Below are 19794 nucleotides of genomic sequence, written 5' to 3'. Positions count from 1 at the left end.
GACAACAGAAAAAATACCGCGGCGATCGTCAGGTAGATGAGGTCCATGTACATGCTCCTTACCGGGACGTAAAACTTAGTGTGGCGCGCTTCGCCCGAAACACCTATCCAAGCGGTCGCCAACCGGCCACATCTCTTCACGCCTCTTCTCTTCCACTCCATACTCAAGGTAACGCGCAGAAAGTAAAAACGGTGTAAAAAGGCTAAGAAAATGGATTTCCTGAAAAGATCTTCCCGGACAGCTGTTCACGCAATTGGGGCGGATCGCTTCAGATGACGGAAGAGTCGAAACACATCCACTCGCGAGGGCGGCGCTGAAGAAGGGATGTAGGCGAACGTGTGACCGTCTATTGAGCAGGTCGAAAAGATGTGTTGGATGAACGGGAGAGGCGTGACTGTCTCCGGGCGCTACTGATCTGAATCCGCCTTATTTTTACGTAACGCTCCCAGCACCGCCAGGATCTCGGCCGGGCGTGGGGGGCAACCGGAGATACGCACATCGACGGGGATATGCCGATCCACCGGCCCCGTCACCGCATAACTTCCCTTGAACAGGCCGCAATTCACCGCACAGTCTCCTAACGCGATGACGATCTTAGGATCGGCTGTCGCCTTGTAGACATCTTTCAACGCACGCTCCATATTGACGGTCACCGGCCCCGTCACGACCAGGGCATCGGCATGGCGGGGGGACGCCGCAATATGAACCCCGAACCGCTCCACGTCATAGACCGGATTGGCCAGCGCATTCATTTCCATCTCGCAGGCGTTACAGGAACCCGTATCGACTTCACGGATCGTCATCGAGCGCCGGAACGGCTTGGCCTTTTCGATGGCGTCCTGGCTGACCGGCTCCGAAGGTGCGGCTCCAGCAGGATGGTGCCCCGTGACGACACCGGTCTGAAGACTTTTTTTGAGGATTCGAAACATGGCTCTTCCCTCGGGAACGTAATCAGCGAGTCAGTAATTTAATCGACCATTGCTAGAGATCGTTCCCAGCGTAAGATAAATTGAAACTCTTATTGATCAACGGAAAGTCCGGCACGATATTGCCGAGCGCCGCCCATTGGATTGCCGGCCAATTCACAAAGGACGGATCGCGCACTTTGCAGCGGTGAATCCGACCTGCGTCCCCGGCCATGACGACATACAGAATCTCGCCTCGCCATCCTTCGACCGCCGACAGCGCCCATACACCCGGCTGTGCTTCGTGCATCGGCCGGGTCACGAGCCGGCCCAGTGGGAGACCGCGGCGGACCTCGCGAATGAGACGGATCGACTCATGGATCTCATCCAGGCGCACCCGCATCCTGGCGCGCACATCACCATAGCGGTAGAGGGCGACCTTCGGCTGCAGCACGTCGTACGCGGCAAAGGGCCGATCGCGACGCAGATCTCGATCGATACCGGAGGCCCGGCCTACCACACCAATCACCGCATGATCCCAGGCGATCCCTTCCGTAAGGATGCCGGTGTTCTCCAGCCGTTCCGTGAGCGACGCGTTCGCAAACACAATCTTTTCAATGGCCGAAAAATCATCCTCAAGGGCATTCAGCTCCACCTCCACCTGCGCGAGCTGCAGGCCGGATAGATCGAGCGCCACGCCGCCGACGCAATTGACGCCACGCAGAAACCGCGACCCGGTCAGGCGATCGTTGAGCTGCATGAGCTGCTCTTTCATCCGGCCGCAGTGGGCATGGGCCAGGGCATAGGCTGTGTCATTGCAGATGGCCCCCACATCGCCGATGTGGTTGTGCAACCGCTCCAACTCCAGAAACAGCGTGCGCAGATATCGGGCACGGGGCGAGACCTCCACGCCCTGCAAGGTCTCGACGGCCTGGCAATAGGCCAGGCTATGGCCGACGCTCGTATCGCCGGAGACTCGTTCGGACAACGGTACCGCTTCGGTCAACCGCTGCTGCTCAAACAATTTCTCAACGCCGCGATGTTTCCAGAAATGGCGCACTTCGAGCTGCATGATGGGCTCGCCGGCCACCGAAAATCGGAAATGGCCCGGTTCAATGATGCCCGCATGGATGGGACCGACGGGAACCTCGAAGACCCCCTCACCGTGAATTTTCCGGAAAGCATACTCCCCTTGCACCCGTCCTAACACCCGATCCCAGGGAAAATCTTTTTTCAGCGGGTGGGACCCCTTCGGCCAATGTTCATGACGAACGAGTCGACGCAGATCGGGATGGCCGACCGGAATCAGTCCGAACAGATCCCGGATCTCCCGCTCGTACCATTTCGCCGCATGAAGGTGAGGAGTGATCGATGGAAATTCACGCTCATCGCCATGGAGATCCGCCGCGAGCAGCAGCCAGTCTTTGCGTTCCGCCAACGTGAAGAGATAGCAGAGTTCGTAGCGCGCTTCGCGAGGGCGATGATCGACCGCCCAGAGCAGCGACAGCGATCCTCGCAGATTCGGATTCGTGTGCAGAAAATGGGCGACCGTCGGCAGATCTTGCTTCTTCAGCCTGAGCATCGGGATGCCGTGCACGGCGCACACCTCGATCAGGGCCTGCGGAAATGCCGCTTGCATCTGCTCGACCGCCGGACGTGCGTCGATCATACGGTCACCTCACCACAATCACGTTGACGGCCCTGGTCAGCAGCGTCTGAATCGGATCAGGAAGAACGAATCCAAGCCCCAACAACGCGACGATCATGATCATCAGCGACACATGGCCGGCGGTCCACGACTCTCCCTGAGCGATACCGGCCGGGGGAGTGCCCCACACCATGGCCCCGACGCGAAACATAAACCCGCCGAACAACACCACGGCAAAAAACAGAAACAGCGCGACGATGCCGAGGCTGCGCATCTCATCCGAGATCGTCATCGTCACAAACCGTCCGACATGCATCGTATCGGAGGCAAAATCCTGCGCAGCCACCGCCGAGACGATCAGCAGTTCACTGGCAAAGGGTGAAAAGGGCGGCAACCCGACCAGGGCACAACCGGCCACCAGAATCGCCACGGCGGTAATCGGCTGCGCACGCGCCAGCCCTCGCACCCCGTCGATTTCCAGAGTGTCGAATCGCCGATGGATATTGCCCGCGACAAAAAAGGCCAGCGCTTTGGCCACGGCGTGATTGAGCAAGTGAAAGAGGCCGCCGAAGGTGCCGATCATCCCGCCGACTCCGAAGCCGATCATCGCCAGCCCCATATGTTCGATACTCGAATAGGCAAACAGCCGCTTGTAGTTGTGCTGAATCAGGATGAATAGAGAGGCCACGATGAACGAGAGCAGCCCGAAGGTGAGCAGCAGATTGCCGGTGAACTCCGGAGGAAGCGCCTGGTCCACCAGCGCCTTGCTGCGCAACACGGTATAGACCGCCACCGTCTCCAACACCCCGGCCAACATCGCCGCAATCGGCGCCGGCGCTTCGCTGTAGGCATCGGGCAACCAGGTATGCATGGGAACCAGGCCCACTTTCGTGCCATAACCGACGAGCATGAAAATAAACGCCAGCTTGAGCACATTGGGGTCCAATTGGTTGGCCACGCCGATCAGCGCGGTCATATTGAGCGCCGAGCTCGCATCGCCAAGGACCCGCACAGAGGAGTAATAGGTGAGCACCACGCCGAAGAGCGCGAGGGCGATGCCCACCGAACAGAGGATCAGATATTTCCAACCGGCTTCGAGGGATTCCCGCCTGCGGAAAAATGCGATCAAGAAGGTCGTCGCGAGGGTGGTCCCCTCCAACGCCACCCACTGCACGCCGAGGCTGTTCGCTACCGTCGCGGCGACCATCGCAAACAGGAACATATGGAAGAGAAAAAAGAAGTGACCGAGACGCTTCGGCGCGATGATGCCCCGGGCGACCCGATCGTCCATGTAGGACCACATGTAGAGCGAACAGGACAAGCCGATGGCCGTGATGATCACCAGAATAAAGTCCGAGAGCGCATCCACGTAGACAAAGCCGCCCAATGTCGTCACCGATCCCTCGGCCAGCATCTGCCTCGTCAGCGCCGTCTCGGCAACGGCCAACGCCAGCATCGTCGAAAAGTTCACGACGTGCAGGACCCGGGCGCGGTGGATTACCAGGCTGAGCAGACCGGCGAGTACCGGCCCCGTCAGCAGGACGATCACCGACCACATACAGCACCTACTCGCCGGCCATGCGTCATCGACCGACTCATTCCTTCAGCACCGTCAGCGTGCTGGTGTCTACGCTATCGAACGTATCCTGCAGCCGATGCGTGTAAATGCCGACAATCAACCCGGCCACCAACACATCGAAGAAGACGCCCAATTCAACGATAAGCGGCATGCCGTACGCGGCCGCCGTGGCTCCCAGGAACACTCCGTTCTCCATGACTAGAAAGCCGACCATCTGCGTGATCGCCTTCTGCCGGGCAATCATGGTGAAAAATCCGATCAGAATAATGGCCAGCGCAATGGCCAGAGAATCGCGCGTCAGCAGGTAGCCGAGCGGAATGATGGGCTGCGTGATAAAGAAGGCGATGATCACCAACGCGCCGCAGATCAGCAGGCCCGCCGGAATGTTGATGTTCATCCCCAGCTCACGGGAGACATTCAGACGCTCGATGACCTTCCGGAGAATGCGAGGCAGCACGATCACTTTGATGACGATCGTCAGGGCCGCCGCGAAATAAATGTGCTTATGTCCGGTCAGAAACGCAACGAGCGCGGCAGTCGCCGCCAGAAACGCGGACTGCAGCGCAAACAGATCCACACAGGCCGACAATCGACGCTGCGCCACGATGGCAAAACAACAGAGCAGCAGCAGGACCGAGCAGAGATCGACGAGTTGAGAGCCCAATTGGGTGGAAGCCGGCACCGCATTACCCTTTCAACGTATAGAAGAAGACCAGCGCGAGCAGCGACAGAATGAACGCCGCGCCCAGCATTTCGGGCACCCGGAACAATCGCAGCTTCGCGAACATCGATTCGATCACACCGATCACAAGAGCCAGCGCAGCCACCTTTCCGAGATACACCAGGAGACCGACGGCGATGGCTGACGGCGCCAGACTCGTGGCGATACCCCAGGGTGCAAAGACATTCACGATCAAGGTCATGAACACCAGCAACTTGATCCCGGCCGCCCATTCCATCAACGCCAGGTACCGCCCGGAGTACTCGAGCAGCATGGCCTCGTGGATCATCGTCAATTCCAGGTGCGTCGCAGGATTGTCCACCGGGACACGGCCGGTTTCCGCCAGCGTCACGATGAACAGAGCGGCCAGCGCCATCAAATGCGCAGGTGGGGCCACGACGACCCCTTCCATCAACGCGGACTGATGCACGATGGTGCTCAAATTCGTGGAGCCGGCGGTCAGCGCAATGGAAAGGATAGACAACATCATGGCCGGCTCGGCCAGCGTCGCGACAATCGCCTCGCGGCTGCTGCCCATCCCTCCGAACGCCGATCCTGCATCGAGCCCCGCCAGGATCAGAAAGAACGTCCCCAACGCCAGCAGATAGACGAGCGCAATGATGTTCCCGGCAAAATTGAGCGGTGTGTGAGAGACGAATACCGGCATCAACAACCCCGCCGCTACGGTCGAGGCAAAGACAATGTACGGCGCCGCGGTAAAAATCCAGGAGGTCGTCGAAGAGATGACGGGCTGCTTCCGGAACAGCTTGGCCAGATCGGCGTAGGGCTGAAAGAGACTCGCCCCGCGGCGGCACTGTAGACGTGCCTTGACCTTTCGGATCAGGCCGACGACAAACGGAGAGAGGGTCAACAACAGCGCAAGCTGAACGACGACCAGTACGATGTGGATGATCGACTGCATAGCTCCCGTCACTCAATGATCGAACGACCGGGCACGACACATACACACATCCCGCCGGCTCTCCCTACCCCGCCCATAACAACAACAGCACCAGCGTCACGAAAATGTAGGTGAGATACAGATGGAGACTGCCGGCCTGAATGATGCGCAGCCGGTCGGCTGTCGCCAGCAGCAATGTCACCACCGGCCAATAGAGGTATTTCTCGAAGACCGGTTCAATGTGCGACTCGAAACGCTGATGTTTGATGAAGTACTTCGATTGCTCCAGAAACTCCTGTTCCAGCTTCACCGTCGGCTGGTAGATGGTTTCGAAGACCTGCTTGATCGGTTGCGCGAAGCCGGTCGCGGTGTATTCCATGCGAGGCGTCAGATTCAGCCCGCAGCCCCAGGTCTTGTAATAGCGCGCGCGCAGCCCCTTCCCGCAGAGTCGGGCAATCAGCAACCCCAACGCCCCCGCCCCGACCAAGAGCATGGCGAGCACCGGCGTCGAGATGCTCGAAAACTCCACCGTCACCGGCGCCACCACCCAGCCGTCGAGCGCCAGCACCTGTGAACTGATGGCCGCACCGGTCAATGGAACCGTGACCCGATCCAGCAACGGAACGACCAGCATGGGCGCCAGCCCCAGCACAATGCAGAGCCCTGCTAAAAAGCCCATCCCAACCCGCATCGACCAGGGGACTTCCGTCGCATGGCGGGCATGGGCGCTGCGCGGCTGCGCCAGAAACGACATCCCGAAAGCCTTCGCAAAACAAGCCAGCGCCAGCGCGCCCGTCAAAGCCAACATCGCGGCGGCAATCGGCAACATCAACTTGAGAAACAGGGTCGGCAGTTGGAAGCTGAGAAACAAACTCTGAAAGACCAGCCACTCGCTGACGAAACCGTTGGTGGGCGGAAGCGCGGCAATGGAGACGGCGCCGATCAGGAAAAAGGCGCCCGTCCAGGGCATGCGCCGGAGCAAGCCGCCGTACTCCTCGATGTGTCTCGTATGGGTGGAGAACTGCAACGCTCCGGCGCCCAGAAACAACAGCGCCTTGAACGCCGCGTGGTTAATAGTGTGGTACAGGCCCGCCAGCAATCCGAGGGCAGCCAGTTCATGCAAGCCATAGGTGTGGAAGATCATCCCTGCGCCGATTCCCAGCAGAATGATGCCGATGTTTTCCACACTATGAAACGCCAGCAGGCCCTTCAGGTCATGTTCCATCAAGGCATACATGACACCCAGGAGCGCCGACACCGTACCGGCGACCAACAACGTGAAGCCCCACCACCAGGGGAATACCCCGCCCATGAAATCGAAGTACACCCGGATCAACCCGTAGATGGCGGTCTTGATCATGACCCCCGACATCAGGGCCGAGATGTGGGACGGGGCGGCGGGATGCGCGTAGGGCAGCCACACATGTAGCGGGACGATGCCGGCCTTCGCGCCGAATCCGATCAAGGCCGTGAAGAACGCGATCGATCGCAAGCCCTCAGGAAGTTGCTGGTCGGGGTGGCGAAACGCCTCGAAGGAGAATGAACCGGTTTCCTGGGAAAAGATCAACAACGTGAGGATGATGAACGCGGTGCCGACGTGCGTCATGATGAGATAGAACAACCCGGCCTCGCGGACGCCGGGCTTCTCGTGCTCCGTCACAACCAGCACATAGGACAGCAGGGACATGACTTCCCAGAGGATCAGGAAGAAGAACCCGTTGTCGGCCAGGACCACCAGGGTCATGGAGAGCAAAAACCCGTTGAGGAGGGAGCCCAACAATCCTACCGAGACCCGGCCCGAAAACTCCTCGACGTAGCCGGACGCGTAGATGGACGCCGCCACCCCCACCAGCGAGATGGTCAGGACAAAAAACGCTGCCAGCGGGTCCAGACGGATTGCGAAGGTCAGATGGGGAATGTTGGACGCAAGCGAGAGAGTCAGAGGAGCCGTTGAGAGGAGCCCCGCAACACCCAGCACAATACCGACGACACCCGCGGCAGCCGCACAGCCATGGGCAAAAAGATTCTGAAGATGGGGACGTGTTGTGCAGAGGGGCAGCAGCCCCCCCAGAAGGTACCAGACGAGAAGAACGCTCAGGAGGGCGGTCATCACGACACTACCCTCGACTCACGCGCAGCATCGCGATGCTCACCACTTACTCAAGAGATACGTCAGCTCTTGCATTTGTCAAAGTACGGAAGAAACCCGTCGTCTTATTTACTCATGTATCACCTTCCGTCGTTCGACGCAACTTGCGCACGACAGTCGAACGCTGCGCCACTGCTCGCGGGCACTCCGTCTGTAGGAATATGTGCGGAGAACTATGACAGCTTGTGGAGGGGCGTGAGAAGAGTCGGCAAGGCGTTACTTGCGCGCGTCTCCCAGCACACACCAGAGACGGCGCATGCCGGATTTCTGATCGGTCACGGCCTGGCCGGAGAAGAAACTTTGCTGCCAGGCCACGATGTCGTCCTTGGGGTGGGGTGTGGCCGTCCAGTAGATGCCGGACCGGATATTGCGAAATGGATGACCCGCGGGCAACGAAGGATCCTGCTGATCGGGATCGACCAGCGTTTTGATTTCGTCGATACTTGGGGCACGCCAGCCCTGCTGCCCGCCGACGGTTTTCGTGGGGCATCGGGCGACCGAGCGATCCCATACGTCAAACAGGTAATCCGGTTCGCGCTCCCACACCAGCCCGCTCGCCGAATCTTTCACCGCTTCGCCGTCCAGCATCAAGACGAACCGCGACGCGCCCTCGTCGGCATGGACCTGACCGGCCATGAGGCCGACGCCAAGCAAGATCGGAACAGCAGCGATGCGGCAGAGCGACGCCAAGGTACGCATAGTCCGGCAGTGTGCCCGATGTGCCGGGTCTTTTCAAGGAGAGCCAGATGAGTCGAAGGCGGTTACCAGTCCAGTCGTCGGTATTGTCGATGCAGGAGCATCGCGCCCCAGGCGAGCGCAAGCAGCATCAACACCGTCCCCATGCCGTACGACAGCTTCGCCAGACCATGGTCATACTGCAACCAGCCGAGCATGGTGAGGAGATTGTTCCAGTCGTGCGCATCGACTTCCTTGCCGGTGAACCCGCCGAGCAACAGGAGGTCCATCGCGCGAGCATCGTTGATGTAGGGCGCGACGTCCATGAAGTTTTCGGCCGTCCACCACAGGGCGACTGATCCACCGAACGGATCGCGGGTCTTGAGGAGAAAGGTGCCCAGACACACCAGCGGCATGAGGATCTGTCCCAGACTGCCGCCGAGGATGGTCATGAATCGCCCGAAGGGCATGAAGAGCAGATGGCCCGCTTCATGAAACGGTAGATTGACCAAATGCAACAACGATTCGCCCGTGTAATTCGTCTCGAGCGGCGTGGTCATGAAGCGCCAGCCCCACAGGACAAGCACGAGAAACGCCAGAACCCGCCCGGCGAAGTGGAACGGATTGACGGACTCCTCCGTCGTGAGCAGCCGGTCCTCGGCGAGTCTGAACCAGGTTGAGTCCTGAACCGGTGGGCGCGGTCTGGTGGCGGGAACGGGCCGTGGCGCGTGGGCGAGCTTCGCGAAAGTCACTCCGCATCGAGCACACTCAACCTGTTCGTCGCCCTGTTCCCATCCGCACTTTAGACACTGCATCGGCTACCGCAAAATAAACGGCTCCCAGGAGAAGGTCAGCACAAAGATCGCCAGGGCAATCCAACCCACCAGTACACGGATTCCCCCTAGTTCACGATGGGGATTCTGCACCGGTGGATGGGCCAGTCCCATCATGCCGGCAAGCCCCACCCACAAGAACCAACCCTTCCAGCCCAACCAGCCGAAGACCATGAGGATCGGCACGAGGGCGACCGCCACGCTGCGTTGCCGATCTCCTAATAACGCATAGGCCACATGTCCCCCGTCGAGCTGACCGATCGGAAGCAGGTTGAGCGAGGTGATAAAGAGCCCGAACCAGGCGGCAAACCCAATCGGGTGAAGGATCACATCCGCGGTGGGAGCGAGCGGGCCGATCACCACCCACGACGCAAACTGAAGGAGGAGCGGCTCGCCGAGATGCATGCCATAACTGGTTTGAATCGGCACCACCGTCGAGAGCCGAAGGCCCACCACCAGCGCGATCACCGCCACCACAAACCCGGCGATTGGCCCCGCCACGCCGATATCGAACAGTGCCCGGCGATCCGTCAAAGGCGCCCGCATGCGGATAATGGCGCCGAACGTGCCGACGAAATGCGGCAACCCCGGCACGAAGAGCGGCAGCGATGTCGGCACGCCATGGATGCGCGACAACACATAGTGACCCAGCTCATGCGTCACCAGGATGCCCAGCAGGGTGGCGGCAAATGGAATCCCCCGCCATAACGAGCCGGGATCATCGACCAGGAAGTTCCACGGGCCGACGAGTGGATTGGTGTTGGTTTGGTAGGCCCCGGCCCAGAGGACGGTAAAGACGGTAAGCAGGAACAGGAGCGCCGGAAGCATCCATGCAGAGAACTGCGGACGTTCCTCCTCCCATTCGTCCTCGTCGCTCTCGTCGGACGAAAGGGGAATCGGTTCGTCCGGAGACCGCGGCTGCTCCGACGAGTCGTCACGGTTCATGCCCGGCCTCCAGTCCTAGCAGGATGCGGAAAAAGACCGCCGGCGGCGTTCTCGCATCGCGAAGCGATTCACCGTACTGCACGAGTACGATTCGCCCCTTCGCTCGCTGCGGCCTTGCTGGACGGCCTTTTTGCGCATCCTGCGGGTGATTCTGATACCGACACGACGCACGAGTTGATCATAACGTCTTGCGCAACAATCGAGTTGTTCCGCACCCTGCTAGGAGTAGAACGGGTTGTGGAGTAACTCTTCACGAACCGTAGTAGCCGGTCCATGTCCCGGGAAAAGCCTTGTGTCGGGAGCCAGCGTCAACACCTGCTTGCGGACCGATTCCAGATGGGTCTCATAGAGCCCGGCTGGATTGGAGCGGCCGATGGAGCCGGCAAACAGCGTATCCCCCACAAAACAGATCGGGGCACCGGCCTGCTCAAGACGGTAACAGACCCCGCCCGGTGTATGGCCCGGTGTGGGCATGAACCGGATCGTCAGCCCGCCGACCGGCAGCGTCTCGCCTCCCTGCGGCACATGCAACACCTGCGGCGATGGCCGCCAGCTCAAGAGATCGAAATCGTCAGGGCCAAGGTAGACCGGCACCGGGTATGCCCTGAGGATTGCCTCAATGCCCTCGGCATGATCGGAGTGACCGTGCGTCAGACAGATGGCCCGCAACCGAAGCTTCCGCTGGGCCAACAGCGCCAACATCCCGCTCGCATTGTAGGCCGTATCGACGACGACGGCTTCTCCGCGATCATGAACGACGTAGCCCTTGACCTCATACCCGCCGATCGACCCAAACACGGTCTCCACATGTGGCACCGAGGAAGGCAAGGCCTCAGGAGTCCAACCGTCCACCACCTGTGTCAGCGGTTCCGTTCTCAGTCCAAGCGCCCGGGCAACAGCCTGGACCTGTTCGCGACTCCGTGGCGATTGCCCCCGTTCCAGCTCACTCACTTCGACTTCAGACAAGCCACTCGCACGCGCCACATCAGCCATCGACCGCTGCTGACCGTTGCGAGCCTTCTTCAGAATATCGCCGAGTTCGTCTTCAAGAGGCATAGGAGTCTCCGGCCTAAGAACCCACGAACGCGTTTAACTTTCCGGGACCAGCGTAATTTCCTTCACCTCACCGAAACTGGCCAGCACTTTCGACAGGGCCTCACCGGACCCGACGGCCAGAATCCGCAGCCGCTCGGGATTAAAATGGGCCTTCGCCGCCCGCTGAATATCCTCCTTCGTCAGCTTCACCACCCTGTCGCGAATCTGCTGCAGCCAATCTTTCGGCAGCCCGTCATATTCAAGATCCATCAAACGCCCCACAATGCTCGACGCGCTGGTGAAGGAAAACACGAACGAGTTCACATAGGCTTCCTTCGCTTCTTCCAGTTCGGTGTCGGTCACCGGCTCATTGCGCATCCGCTCCATGTTGGCCACGAAACGATTCACCACCTCCTGAGTCGAAGACAGCTTCGTTTCGGCGCGCATCAGCCAGACACCTTCATCGTACACACTGGCCCGCAGACCGCTGCCGACGGAATAGGCCAGGCCGCGTTTCGTGCGCACGTCGTTGAAGAGCCGGCTGCGGAACGAACTGCCGCCCAGAATGTCGTTGGCGATCGCGACCGCGACGTAGTCTGGATCGGTCTCCTTGATGGTCAGATGTCCCACCCGCAGGTGCGTTTGCGACGTGTCCTTGTTCACGAACCGTACGAGACCGGTCTTGGCATCGGTCTCGGACACAGCGGGAATCGTGACGGCGGGCACGTCGCCCTTGGCCCAATCGCCGAAGGCGGCGCGCAACAGGGCCACCATGTCGGCCTTCTCGAAGTCGCCGGTCACGCCGAGGATGATGCCGTTGGGATGAACGGTCCGTTGATGAAACGCCACCAGATCTTCACGGGTGATCGCATCGATCGAACGAACGGAGGTTTCACGGGCACTCGGATGGGTCGGGCCGTAGAGCAGCTTGGCAAACTCCCGCCCGACGATCGAGCCGGGACTGTCCTGCCGCCGCCTGATGCCTTCCAACGCCTGCAATTTCGCTAACTCCACCCGGCCCTGCTCGAACGCCGGCCGACGCAACAGATCGGCGAAGATCTGCAACCCGCGCTTCAGATCTTTCTTCAGCACATCGAGAGACGCCGAACCGGATTCTTTCGCAAATCCGATGGACATCGAAGCGGCTAATTGTTCGAGCTCTTCATCGACCTCATCGGGCGACATTCCGGTCGAGCCGCCCGTGCGCATCACCGCCCCGGTCATACCGGCCAGTCCAACCTTGTCCGCCGGATCCAGCCAGCTCCCGGTTCTCAGCGTGACATTGATCGTCACCAGCGGGAGTTCGTGATCTTCGAGCAGATAGACCACCATGCCGTTTTCCAGCACCACACGCTCCGCATCCGGCGGATTAAATTCCACCGTCGGGAACCGCATCGTGCGAGGATCATTCGACGTCAGGTCCGCCGCCAATCCTACCGTCGCCTGCAGGACGATCATGAAGACCATCGCCAGGACCGACACCCATCCTCTGTCTGTTCTCATTCGACGTCCTCCGCCATCTTCACGTTTCACGAGAGACGCTTCACGAATCACGCAGGTCATCGGGCCACCTCACCCGCAGCCGCCATTTTCTTGTCTTGCGCCTTCTTGACCAGGACACCGACCGTCCGGTTCGGCTTCGTCAAATACTGGGCAGCCACCCGCTGCACATCGGCCGGGGTCACCGCCGCGATCCGGTCACGCGCGTTCAGCACATACCGCCAGGTACCGGCCACAGTCTGATAAAAGGCCAACTGCGAGGCGAGGCCGCTGTTCGAACGCAGGGATCGCACCAGATCCGCATCGAGTCCATTGAGCACCCGCTCGAACTCCTTGGCCGAAATCGGCTCGGTCTTCAACCGGTCGAGCTCCTCGTAAATCGCGGTTTCCACTTCCGTCACGCTATGGGGCGCGAGCGGGGTCGCCGCGATCACGAAGAGGTTCGGGGCGCGGACGCCGGGATAATTCGTATCGGACAATACCGAAGCCGCCAGCCGCTTATCGCGCACGAGTGTGCTGTAAAGCCGGGAGGTCACGCCTTCGGTCAACACTTCGTCGATCACGTCGAATACGAAATCGTCGGGATGGCCGATGGTGGGCTTGTGGTAGCCGATCGCCAACGCGGGCTCGGCATCGAATTCGATTTCGACGCGTCGCTCACCCCGTTGCGGAGGTTCCTCCGTCACCAGGGATGGAACGGGAGGCGCGGCCGGAATTTTCCCGAAGGTCTGCTCGATCAACGCAATGACTTCTTTCGGATTGATGTCCCCGACAATCGCCACCGTCGCGTTGTTCGGTCCGTAATAGGTCTTGAAGAAAGCCTCTGTCGCCGCCGGCGTGAGGGACAGGATGTCCGATCCCCAGCCGATGGTCGGCACACCGTATTGATGCGCCTGGAACGCGGTGGAGGTGAACGTTTCATAGAGCAGGCCGTTCGGACTGTCGTCGGTCCGGAGCCGCCGCTCCTCCATGACCACGCCCCGCTCCTTATAAAATTCTCGCAGGACGGGATGCGCCATGCGGTCCGACTCCAGCGCCGCCCAGAGCGGCAGCCGGTTGGCCGGCAAACTGATGACGTAGCGGGTGATGTCTTTGCCGGTCGAAGCATTGAGACCCACGCCGCCGTGGCGCTGATAGAGCAGCGCCATCTCGTTGCCCACCACATACTCCCCCGCCTTCTCCTGCAACTCTTTGAAGCGCCGCTGTAGTTGCTGGACCGCCTCGGAGGGAACCGGGGTCTTGCCCTCCATTTGCGCGCGGGCCGCCTCTTCACGTTCCCGCCGGTCAAGCTCGGTCCCGACCATAGCCAAATCGTCCAAGACGGCTTGCTCCCGCTCGTAATCCCGCGTGCCGACCGTCCGGGTGCCCTTGAACGCCATATGTTCGTACAGATGCGCCAGGCCGGTCTGGCCGACCTGCTCATTCACACCGCCGACTCCGAACGTCATGTTGACGCTGACGATCGGGGCCTGATGCCGTTCCACCATCAAGACGGTCATCCCGTTGGCAAGCTTGTGCTCGATGACCCGGTCGGCCAGGCTCGGGGACCCGGCCTGACCCGGCACGGCTGCCGCAAGCAATCCGGCCAGGATAAGCGCACCCATTGTTCTCGCCCCTGTGATGCTCATCATATGAAAAGCTCCATCAGTTCCTCCGGTCGTTCAATAAACCAATCGGGCTGACAGGCGGCCATCTTCTGGCGGTTGCCCATGCCATACCCCACCGCACAGACCCGGATGCCTGCATTGTGACCGCCGTTGATGTCGTTGGTGCTGTCGCCGACCAGCACCGTACGGTCCTTCTCGACTCCGAGTTGTTCCATCACATGCACCAGCATGCCGGGCTCTGGCTTGAGACCGAACCCGTTGTCGCCGCCGACCACATAGACAAAGTGTTGCGGGCCGAGGCCCTTCAAAATCACGTGGGTATATTCGATCGCCTTATTGGTCGCCACGGCCTTGGGCTTGGCGGAGAAATGGGTGAGGACCTGGTCGATCCCCGGATAAAACGAGGTGCGATCCAGGCAATGTTCCAGATAATGTCCGCGAAAGACCCGAAGCGCTTCATCGTACAAGTCCTTGTTGCCTTCGCCGACCGCCAGCCGCAAGAGCTTCTTCACGCCGTCGCCGACGAATCCGAAAATTTCTTCCTGCGGGCGCTCCGGCACACCCAGATCGCGCAACGTCAAATTGACGCTGTCGGCGATATCCCATTTCGACTCGATCAAGGTGCCGTCGAGGTCGAAAATCAGCAAATCGATTTCAGCCTTCTTCGTCATTCTCGTGCCTTTCGCAACTCGGCCTGCAAGGCCGCCAACGACTCATGGCGCACTCCGTCCTTCTCTTCCAGCATGGCCTGCCGGACCACATTCAGCATCCGCTTCTGGCCGACATGGGGCGGGAGAATCGGCTCCATGATTTTCCATCGTGCCCCCTGCACCTTCACGCGGACACGCACCTGCTCCGTGCCCGGTTCCGGTACGAAGCCGGCCGTATCCAAGTACATGACGCCCAGCACATGAAACTCCACCGGCACCAATACCTCCAACCTGTTCACAATCTCCCACTGGCGAAAATCATCCGGCACCGAAAAGCCTTTGATGACGATGACTTTGCCCCAGGCCGGCTCTTCCTTCCAATCCACGAGGCCCGCCACCGCCTCGAAGGAACCGGCATCGAGCCGCACCCCCTTGTTGTCGAGGGAAAAGTATTTCTCCACCACCTTCGCCGGAGAATGCGACACCGCATTGGTTTGAGCCAGGCCCGGAGTCACAGAGGCCGGCAACAGAAGAACCGCCGCTATGAACGTGATGAGCACGCTGCGTCGTGGACTGTTCATGCGACTAAGCCACCTCATGCAATTTCATTAGATTCGTCCCGCCCGGTTGCCCGATTCTGGTGCCGGACAAAATGACGATGCGTTGTCCGCTCCGTGCCAAACCCTCGGCCTTCAAGCGCCGCTCAGCCTCGTTGACCCGCTCATCGGTCGTCGGAATCTGTGGCACGGTGTGGGGAAGCACCCCCCAATACAACGCCATCTGCCGGCGGACCGTCTCGAACGGCGTCAACCCGATAATCGGCGCAACCGGACGTTGCTTGGAGACCAGCCGGGCCGTCGTTCCCCGTTCACTGAAGGCGACAATCGCACTCGCGCCGATCGTCGCGGCAGCCGAGTAGGCCGAGAGCGAGATGGCCTCCGGAATAGAATCCTGTCCCTGCTCGCCCTGCGAGCGACGGACAAAACAGGGCCCCGTTTCGACTTCGGCCGCCCGTATGATCCGATCCATCACCTGCACGACTTCCACCGGGTAATGGCCGACGGCCGTTTCCGCGGAGAGCATCACGGCATCGGTGCCATCGAACACGGCATTGGCCACATCCGACGCTTCCGCCCTGGTCGGCCGCAAATGTTGTGTCATGGACTCGAGCATCTGCGTCGCGGTAATCACCAGCCGTCGTTGGCGATTCGCCGTCGCGATGATGCGCTTCTGCAGCACCGGCACGGCTTCCGGGCCGAGCTCAACGCCCAAATCTCCGCGCGCCACCATGACCCCGTCGGCGTGAACGAGAATGGCCTCCAGGTCCGTGACGGCCTCCTGCCGCTCGATCTTGGCGATCACCGGCACGTCGCCGCCGCATTCGGCAATCAATTCCTTGGCGGCCATGATGTCCTGCGCTCCACGGACAAAGGATAACGCGATATAGTCCACGCCCTGCGCCACGCCGAAACGCAAATCTTCCCGGTCTTTCTCCGTCAGGGTCGGAGCGCTCACGACCGTGCCGGGCAGATTCATCCCCTTATGAGACGTCACACGTCCGCCTGCCACCACGGTACACTCTACCGCACCATCGACGATTCGATCCGCCGTCAATTCCACCAGTCCATCGTCGATCAGTATTTTGGCCCCGGGCCGAATGTCCCTGGTCAGCGCCTGATAGGTGACAGGGATATCCTGCACCGTACCCGCGGCGATCACCGTCCTGGCACCGATCTGCCCGCCGGATCGTAAGAACATCGTCCTCAGCCGAACTCGCCGACCGGCGATGAGCTCCAGCACGCCGTCGATTTCGCCGACGCGAATGCGCGGTCCCTGCAGATCCTGAATGATCGCAATCGCCACCCCGTGACGATCGGCCGTGTCGCGAATCGTCTTGATCGCCCGCCCATGCGAGTCGTGCGTGCCGTGGGAAAAATTCAAACGGGCCGCATCCATGCCGCTTCGAATGAGCTGGTCGAGCACGACGGCGCCATCGCTCGCCGGACCGATGGTGCAGACGATTTTCGCTTTTCGCATGGCGCTGTTCTTCTGCCTTGACAAGATTGGCCCGGCACACCATCTTGTACGTGAACGGTGAGGCTCGATGCATCCGTGATTCGGTCGGCAACGGGTCATTCTAACAAACCCGTCACCATGCCGCAAAAGAACATCCATATACTTTTCGGTGATGAACCACGCTCAGTCTCATTAAAATTTACTTACGAACCAGCACACGAGGCTACGCATGAGCGCTTCGGACAGCCAGTCAACCGATCAGTTGGACTTTGTCACGATGCAAGGCTTGCTGACCTACGGAGAGGTCCTCGCGCAACGCACCTCGAGCGGCAGGTTCGTGCTGCCGCCTCCCCCGCCGCCCGCTGCCGACCGGCTACCGCGCGCCGAAGAAGCGATCGGCCGGATCAGAACCTTCATCCAGCAGGCGCAGGCCGGTCTGCACAGCGCCGAGGCCTATCGCACGGCACGCCAGGCCGTCAGTACCGACGCGTGCGGAGGCGACCCACTCGTGTTCTTTGCCGCCTGGAACTGGCTCCTGGCTCGCGGTGAACTCGCCCCATTGTATCGCGCGCCGATCGGCGCCACGCAGAAGCCTGCGCATCGCCGCCCGGTCGCCATCGTGCCGCGCGCTCAGTTGACCCCACAGTTGGCCGAGGGCCGCATTGTGCTGGATCTGGGTGATGACCGGTTCTGGCTGCTTCCCCGCGACCTCGGCGACCGCACGCTGTTTCTCACGATGCGCCATGGCGTCTCGGAAGTAGAGAGCAAGACCCATCGAGTGGGCCGGCGGCTGGCCAATGTCCTGGATGCCGATCGCGGGATACCCAGGGCGGAAGCCGTCGGCGCGGCGCTGGCTCGCATGGTGGGCGTGGTCGGACAACAATTGGGTTATCTGCAATTGCGCAACTATCTCGATCCGCGCACGTTCCTTCACCTCATCAGCCATAGTCCGAACACGGAACAACTGTGCCGGCGCATCACGAGGGCGCTGATTCCGGACCGTGCGGATGCCGTCCATCCCCATATCGAAGCCACGTTGGAGTCGCAGGATTTCGGCTGGGTGACCGGCATGGAAAAGCAGGCGGAGATCGACGCTGCCGCGCAGGCCTTCGGCGTCGATGCCAAGACCGCCAAGCGGCTCATTAAACATCCCTTCTATAGTTATCCCGGAGGACATTCGTTCTTCGACCTCTATATCGATGTGATCGATGGCCTGCATCGGCTGGGCCGTGCCCATCCCGGAGAAGTGCTCTGCCTCTATACCCACAGTTCGACCCTGCGCGCACTGCGTATCTATCTGGACCCTCGTCCGTTCCGCGAAGCGTTTTCCGAATTCGGCGAATACAAGGAGGGACAGGACAATGTCGTCCTCCTCACGCTGGAGAACGGCAAACTCTCCGGCTACTCCACGGCCGTCGGCCTGATTGAAAGTGAACGGGTCGCCCGCGAAGCCTGGGTGACGGTCGAGCGGGAGCGGAGCCAGCGCGTCACACTCAAGCCTCAACGCATCAAGCGCCTGCTGGCACTCGTGTCGGGCGGGGATTTCGGCGGCGGCGGAGCGGCGTTGAAAGAATTGCGCGTGACCGGAAACCGCTTCGGCCTGGAGGTCTTTTTCGTCCGGCACGGTTTCCTCGGATTGGCGAACAACTGGATCGATCCCGTCACGGAAGAAGACACACGCGGCATGGGCAGCCATGCCAGCAGCCCCATCGGCAGCAGCCGTTTCGAAGATTTCAAAGACGAGGAGGTCCAACGCGCCGCCATGCGGTCTCTTGCGCCTTATCTCGCAGACTCGGCGCTCGTGGTGCTGGGAGGCGACGGCAGCCTGCGGGGCGCCCGGGCGATTCACGAGACCTACGGGGTGCAGGTCGTCGGCATTCCCGGCACCATCGACAACAACATCGCCGGCACGACTTCCCTGGGGTTTCATTCGGCCATCGCGCTGGCCAATCAATCCATTGAATCCCTCAAGGCGACCAGCGCGGCCATGGGCAGCATCTTTTTCGTGGAGGTCATGGGAGCGGGGTCCGGCCATCTGGCATTAGCCTGCGCCTATCAGGCCCGGGCGGAAGGGATCCTCGTGAATGAACACCCCGACCCCGATGCCTACATTGAAGAAATTGTCCTGGGCACGTTGAAGCGTACCCTGGGTGTGCCCAACAAGAGCCACATCTTTGTCGTGGCAGAGCGAACTCCCCACCGGCACCACCGGGAAGGCGGTGTCCATGGGCTGGTCGACTATGTGGCCAACACCATCGCAACCTGGCCGCAACGTCGGGAGAAGTCCGGCCACTATGCATTGGCCACGGCCACGAAGGCGACGATCCTGGGGCATACGCTCAGGGGCGCCCCCCCGACACCGGAAGACAAAATGATCGCGCAGCATCTCGCCTACGAAACCGTCCGCCGGCTTGTCGAACAACCGGACACGATCGTCGGCTGCATGGTCGCGTACCACGATTCCAACCGGCTCGAAACGATTCCTCTCCATGCCGTCGCGCCCAAACCGTTCGACTGGGAGTTGTTCACCCGCATGCACGGGACGGAGTTGGCCCCCGACAGGGTCTAGCTCGGATGATTCATGAATGCCGTTGCGAGGCGTTCGAGACTGAAACCCGCCGGGGCTTCTC

General features: G+C 60.7%; 16 protein-coding genes. 1 reads left to right on the top strand and 15 read right to left on the bottom strand.

Annotation, left to right across the window (positions count from 1 at the left end; genetic code table 11):
• Window positions 1-407: 407 nt before the first annotated feature.
• The 15 genes from NSND_RS14185 to pyk form a co-directional block, all read right to left on the bottom strand.
• Window positions 408-929, bottom strand: a complete 522-nt coding sequence (locus NSND_RS14185) for an NADH-quinone oxidoreductase subunit B family protein (RefSeq protein WP_080879625.1) — start codon at window positions 927-929, stop codon at window positions 408-410.
• A gap of 52 nt (window positions 930-981) precedes the next feature.
• A complete protein-coding gene (locus NSND_RS14180; RefSeq protein ID WP_080879624.1) occupies window positions 982-2574 on the bottom strand; it encodes a hydrogenase large subunit in 1593 nt (530 codons plus the stop codon).
• Between the two features lie 4 nt (window positions 2575-2578).
• Window positions 2579-4111, bottom strand: coding sequence for a hydrogenase 4 subunit F (locus NSND_RS14175; protein ID WP_080879623.1), 1533 nt, complete (start codon window positions 4109-4111; stop codon window positions 2579-2581).
• Window positions 4112-4148: 37 nt separating this feature from the next.
• Entirely contained in the window at window positions 4149-4814 is a 666-nt protein-coding gene (locus NSND_RS14170) for a hydrogenase (protein WP_013250746.1), read from the bottom strand.
• Between the two features lie 4 nt (window positions 4815-4818).
• Entirely contained in the window at window positions 4819-5775 is a 957-nt protein-coding gene (locus NSND_RS14165) for a respiratory chain complex I subunit 1 family protein (protein WP_080879622.1), read from the bottom strand.
• A gap of 64 nt (window positions 5776-5839) precedes the next feature.
• Window positions 5840-7864 (bottom strand): hydrogenase 4 subunit B, encoded by a 2025-nt coding sequence (gene hyfB, locus NSND_RS14160; RefSeq protein WP_080879621.1) that lies wholly within the window; start codon window positions 7862-7864, stop codon window positions 5840-5842.
• Window positions 7865-8119: 255 nt separating this feature from the next.
• Window positions 8120-8602: an Lcl C-terminal domain-containing protein gene (locus NSND_RS14155; protein WP_080879620.1), complete on the bottom strand. Its 483-nt coding sequence runs from the start codon at window positions 8600-8602 to the stop codon at window positions 8120-8122.
• Between the two features lie 62 nt (window positions 8603-8664).
• A complete protein-coding gene (locus NSND_RS14150; RefSeq protein ID WP_200810537.1) occupies window positions 8665-9330 on the bottom strand; it encodes a hypothetical protein in 666 nt (221 codons plus the stop codon).
• 66 nt (window positions 9331-9396) lie between these two features.
• Window positions 9397-10356 (bottom strand): site-2 protease family protein, encoded by a 960-nt coding sequence (locus tag NSND_RS14145; protein WP_080879618.1) that lies wholly within the window; start codon window positions 10354-10356, stop codon window positions 9397-9399.
• Window positions 10357-10575: 219 nt separating this feature from the next.
• Window positions 10576-11412 carry an MBL fold metallo-hydrolase gene (locus NSND_RS14140; protein WP_080879617.1) on the bottom strand — a complete coding sequence of 279 codons (837 nt, stop codon included), beginning with the start codon at window positions 11410-11412 and terminating at the stop codon, window positions 10576-10578.
• A 33-nt stretch (window positions 11413-11445) separates the two neighbouring features.
• The gene (locus NSND_RS14135; protein ID WP_159450793.1) at window positions 11446-12894 is read right to left on the bottom strand and encodes a M16 family metallopeptidase; all 1449 of its coding nucleotides are present in this window, start codon (window positions 12892-12894) and stop codon (window positions 11446-11448) included.
• Window positions 12895-12950: 56 nt separating this feature from the next.
• Window positions 12951-14522 (bottom strand): M16 family metallopeptidase, encoded by a 1572-nt coding sequence (locus NSND_RS14130; RefSeq protein WP_080879615.1) that lies wholly within the window; start codon window positions 14520-14522, stop codon window positions 12951-12953.
• A complete protein-coding gene (locus NSND_RS14125; protein ID WP_080879614.1) occupies window positions 14519-15169 on the bottom strand; it encodes an HAD family hydrolase in 651 nt (216 codons plus the stop codon). The genes NSND_RS14130 and NSND_RS14125 overlap by 4 nt, the downstream gene beginning before the upstream one ends.
• The gene (locus NSND_RS14120) at window positions 15166-15729 is read right to left on the bottom strand and encodes a hypothetical protein (RefSeq protein ID WP_080879613.1); all 564 of its coding nucleotides are present in this window, start codon (window positions 15727-15729) and stop codon (window positions 15166-15168) included. Before NSND_RS14120 ends, NSND_RS14125 begins: the two co-directional genes overlap by 4 nt.
• Before the next feature lie 4 nt (window positions 15730-15733).
• Window positions 15734-17185: a pyruvate kinase gene (gene pyk, locus NSND_RS14115; protein WP_080879612.1), complete on the bottom strand. Its 1452-nt coding sequence runs from the start codon at window positions 17183-17185 to the stop codon at window positions 15734-15736.
• A 208-nt stretch (window positions 17186-17393) separates the two neighbouring features.
• Here pyk and NSND_RS14110 point away from each other — a divergent pair, with 208 nt between their 5' ends.
• Window positions 17394-19733: a 6-phosphofructokinase gene (locus tag NSND_RS14110; protein WP_080879611.1), complete on the top strand. Its 2340-nt coding sequence runs from the start codon at window positions 17394-17396 to the stop codon at window positions 19731-19733.
• Window positions 19734-19794: the final 61 nt, after the last annotated feature.

The organism is Nitrospira sp. ND1 (genome assembly GCF_900170025.1).
GTDB lineage: Bacteria > Nitrospirota > Nitrospiria > Nitrospirales > Nitrospiraceae > Nitrospira_A.
The sequence above is the reverse complement of the archived record's forward strand: the minus strand, read 5'-3'. Positions and strand labels throughout refer to the sequence as shown.

Excerpts from the sequence above, each read along its gene's own strand:
- hyfB (WP_080879621.1), bottom strand. The coding sequence starts at position 7,864 with ATGACCGCCCTCCTGAGCGTTCTTCTCGTCTGGTACCTTCTGGGGGGG.
- NSND_RS14135 (WP_159450793.1), bottom strand. The coding sequence starts at position 12,894 with ATGAGAACAGACAGAGGATGGGTGTCGGTCCTGGCGATGGTCTTCATG.
- NSND_RS14180 (WP_080879624.1), bottom strand. The coding sequence starts at position 2,574 with ATGATCGACGCACGTCCGGCGGTCGAGCAGATGCAAGCGGCATTTCCG.
- NSND_RS14185 (WP_080879625.1), bottom strand. The coding sequence starts at position 929 with ATGTTTCGAATCCTCAAAAAAAGTCTTCAGACCGGTGTCGTCACGGGG.
- NSND_RS14140 (WP_080879617.1), bottom strand. The coding sequence starts at position 11,412 with ATGCCTCTTGAAGACGAACTCGGCGATATTCTGAAGAAGGCTCGCAAC.
- NSND_RS14145 (WP_080879618.1), bottom strand. The coding sequence starts at position 10,356 with ATGAACCGTGACGACTCGTCGGAGCAGCCGCGGTCTCCGGACGAACCG.
- NSND_RS14125 (WP_080879614.1), bottom strand. The coding sequence starts at position 15,169 with ATGACGAAGAAGGCTGAAATCGATTTGCTGATTTTCGACCTCGACGGC.
- pyk (WP_080879612.1), bottom strand. The coding sequence starts at position 17,185 with ATGCGAAAAGCGAAAATCGTCTGCACCATCGGTCCGGCGAGCGATGGC.
- NSND_RS14130 (WP_080879615.1), bottom strand. The coding sequence starts at position 14,522 with ATGATGAGCATCACAGGGGCGAGAACAATGGGTGCGCTTATCCTGGCC.
- NSND_RS14110 (WP_080879611.1), top strand. The coding sequence starts at position 17,394 with ATGAGCGCTTCGGACAGCCAGTCAACCGATCAGTTGGACTTTGTCACG.
- NSND_RS14155 (WP_080879620.1), bottom strand. The coding sequence starts at position 8,602 with ATGCGTACCTTGGCGTCGCTCTGCCGCATCGCTGCTGTTCCGATCTTG.
- NSND_RS14175 (WP_080879623.1), bottom strand. The coding sequence starts at position 4,111 with ATGTGGTCGGTGATCGTCCTGCTGACGGGGCCGGTACTCGCCGGTCTG.
- NSND_RS14165 (WP_080879622.1), bottom strand. The coding sequence starts at position 5,775 with ATGCAGTCGATCATCCACATCGTACTGGTCGTCGTTCAGCTTGCGCTG.
- NSND_RS14120 (WP_080879613.1), bottom strand. The coding sequence starts at position 15,729 with ATGAACAGTCCACGACGCAGCGTGCTCATCACGTTCATAGCGGCGGTT.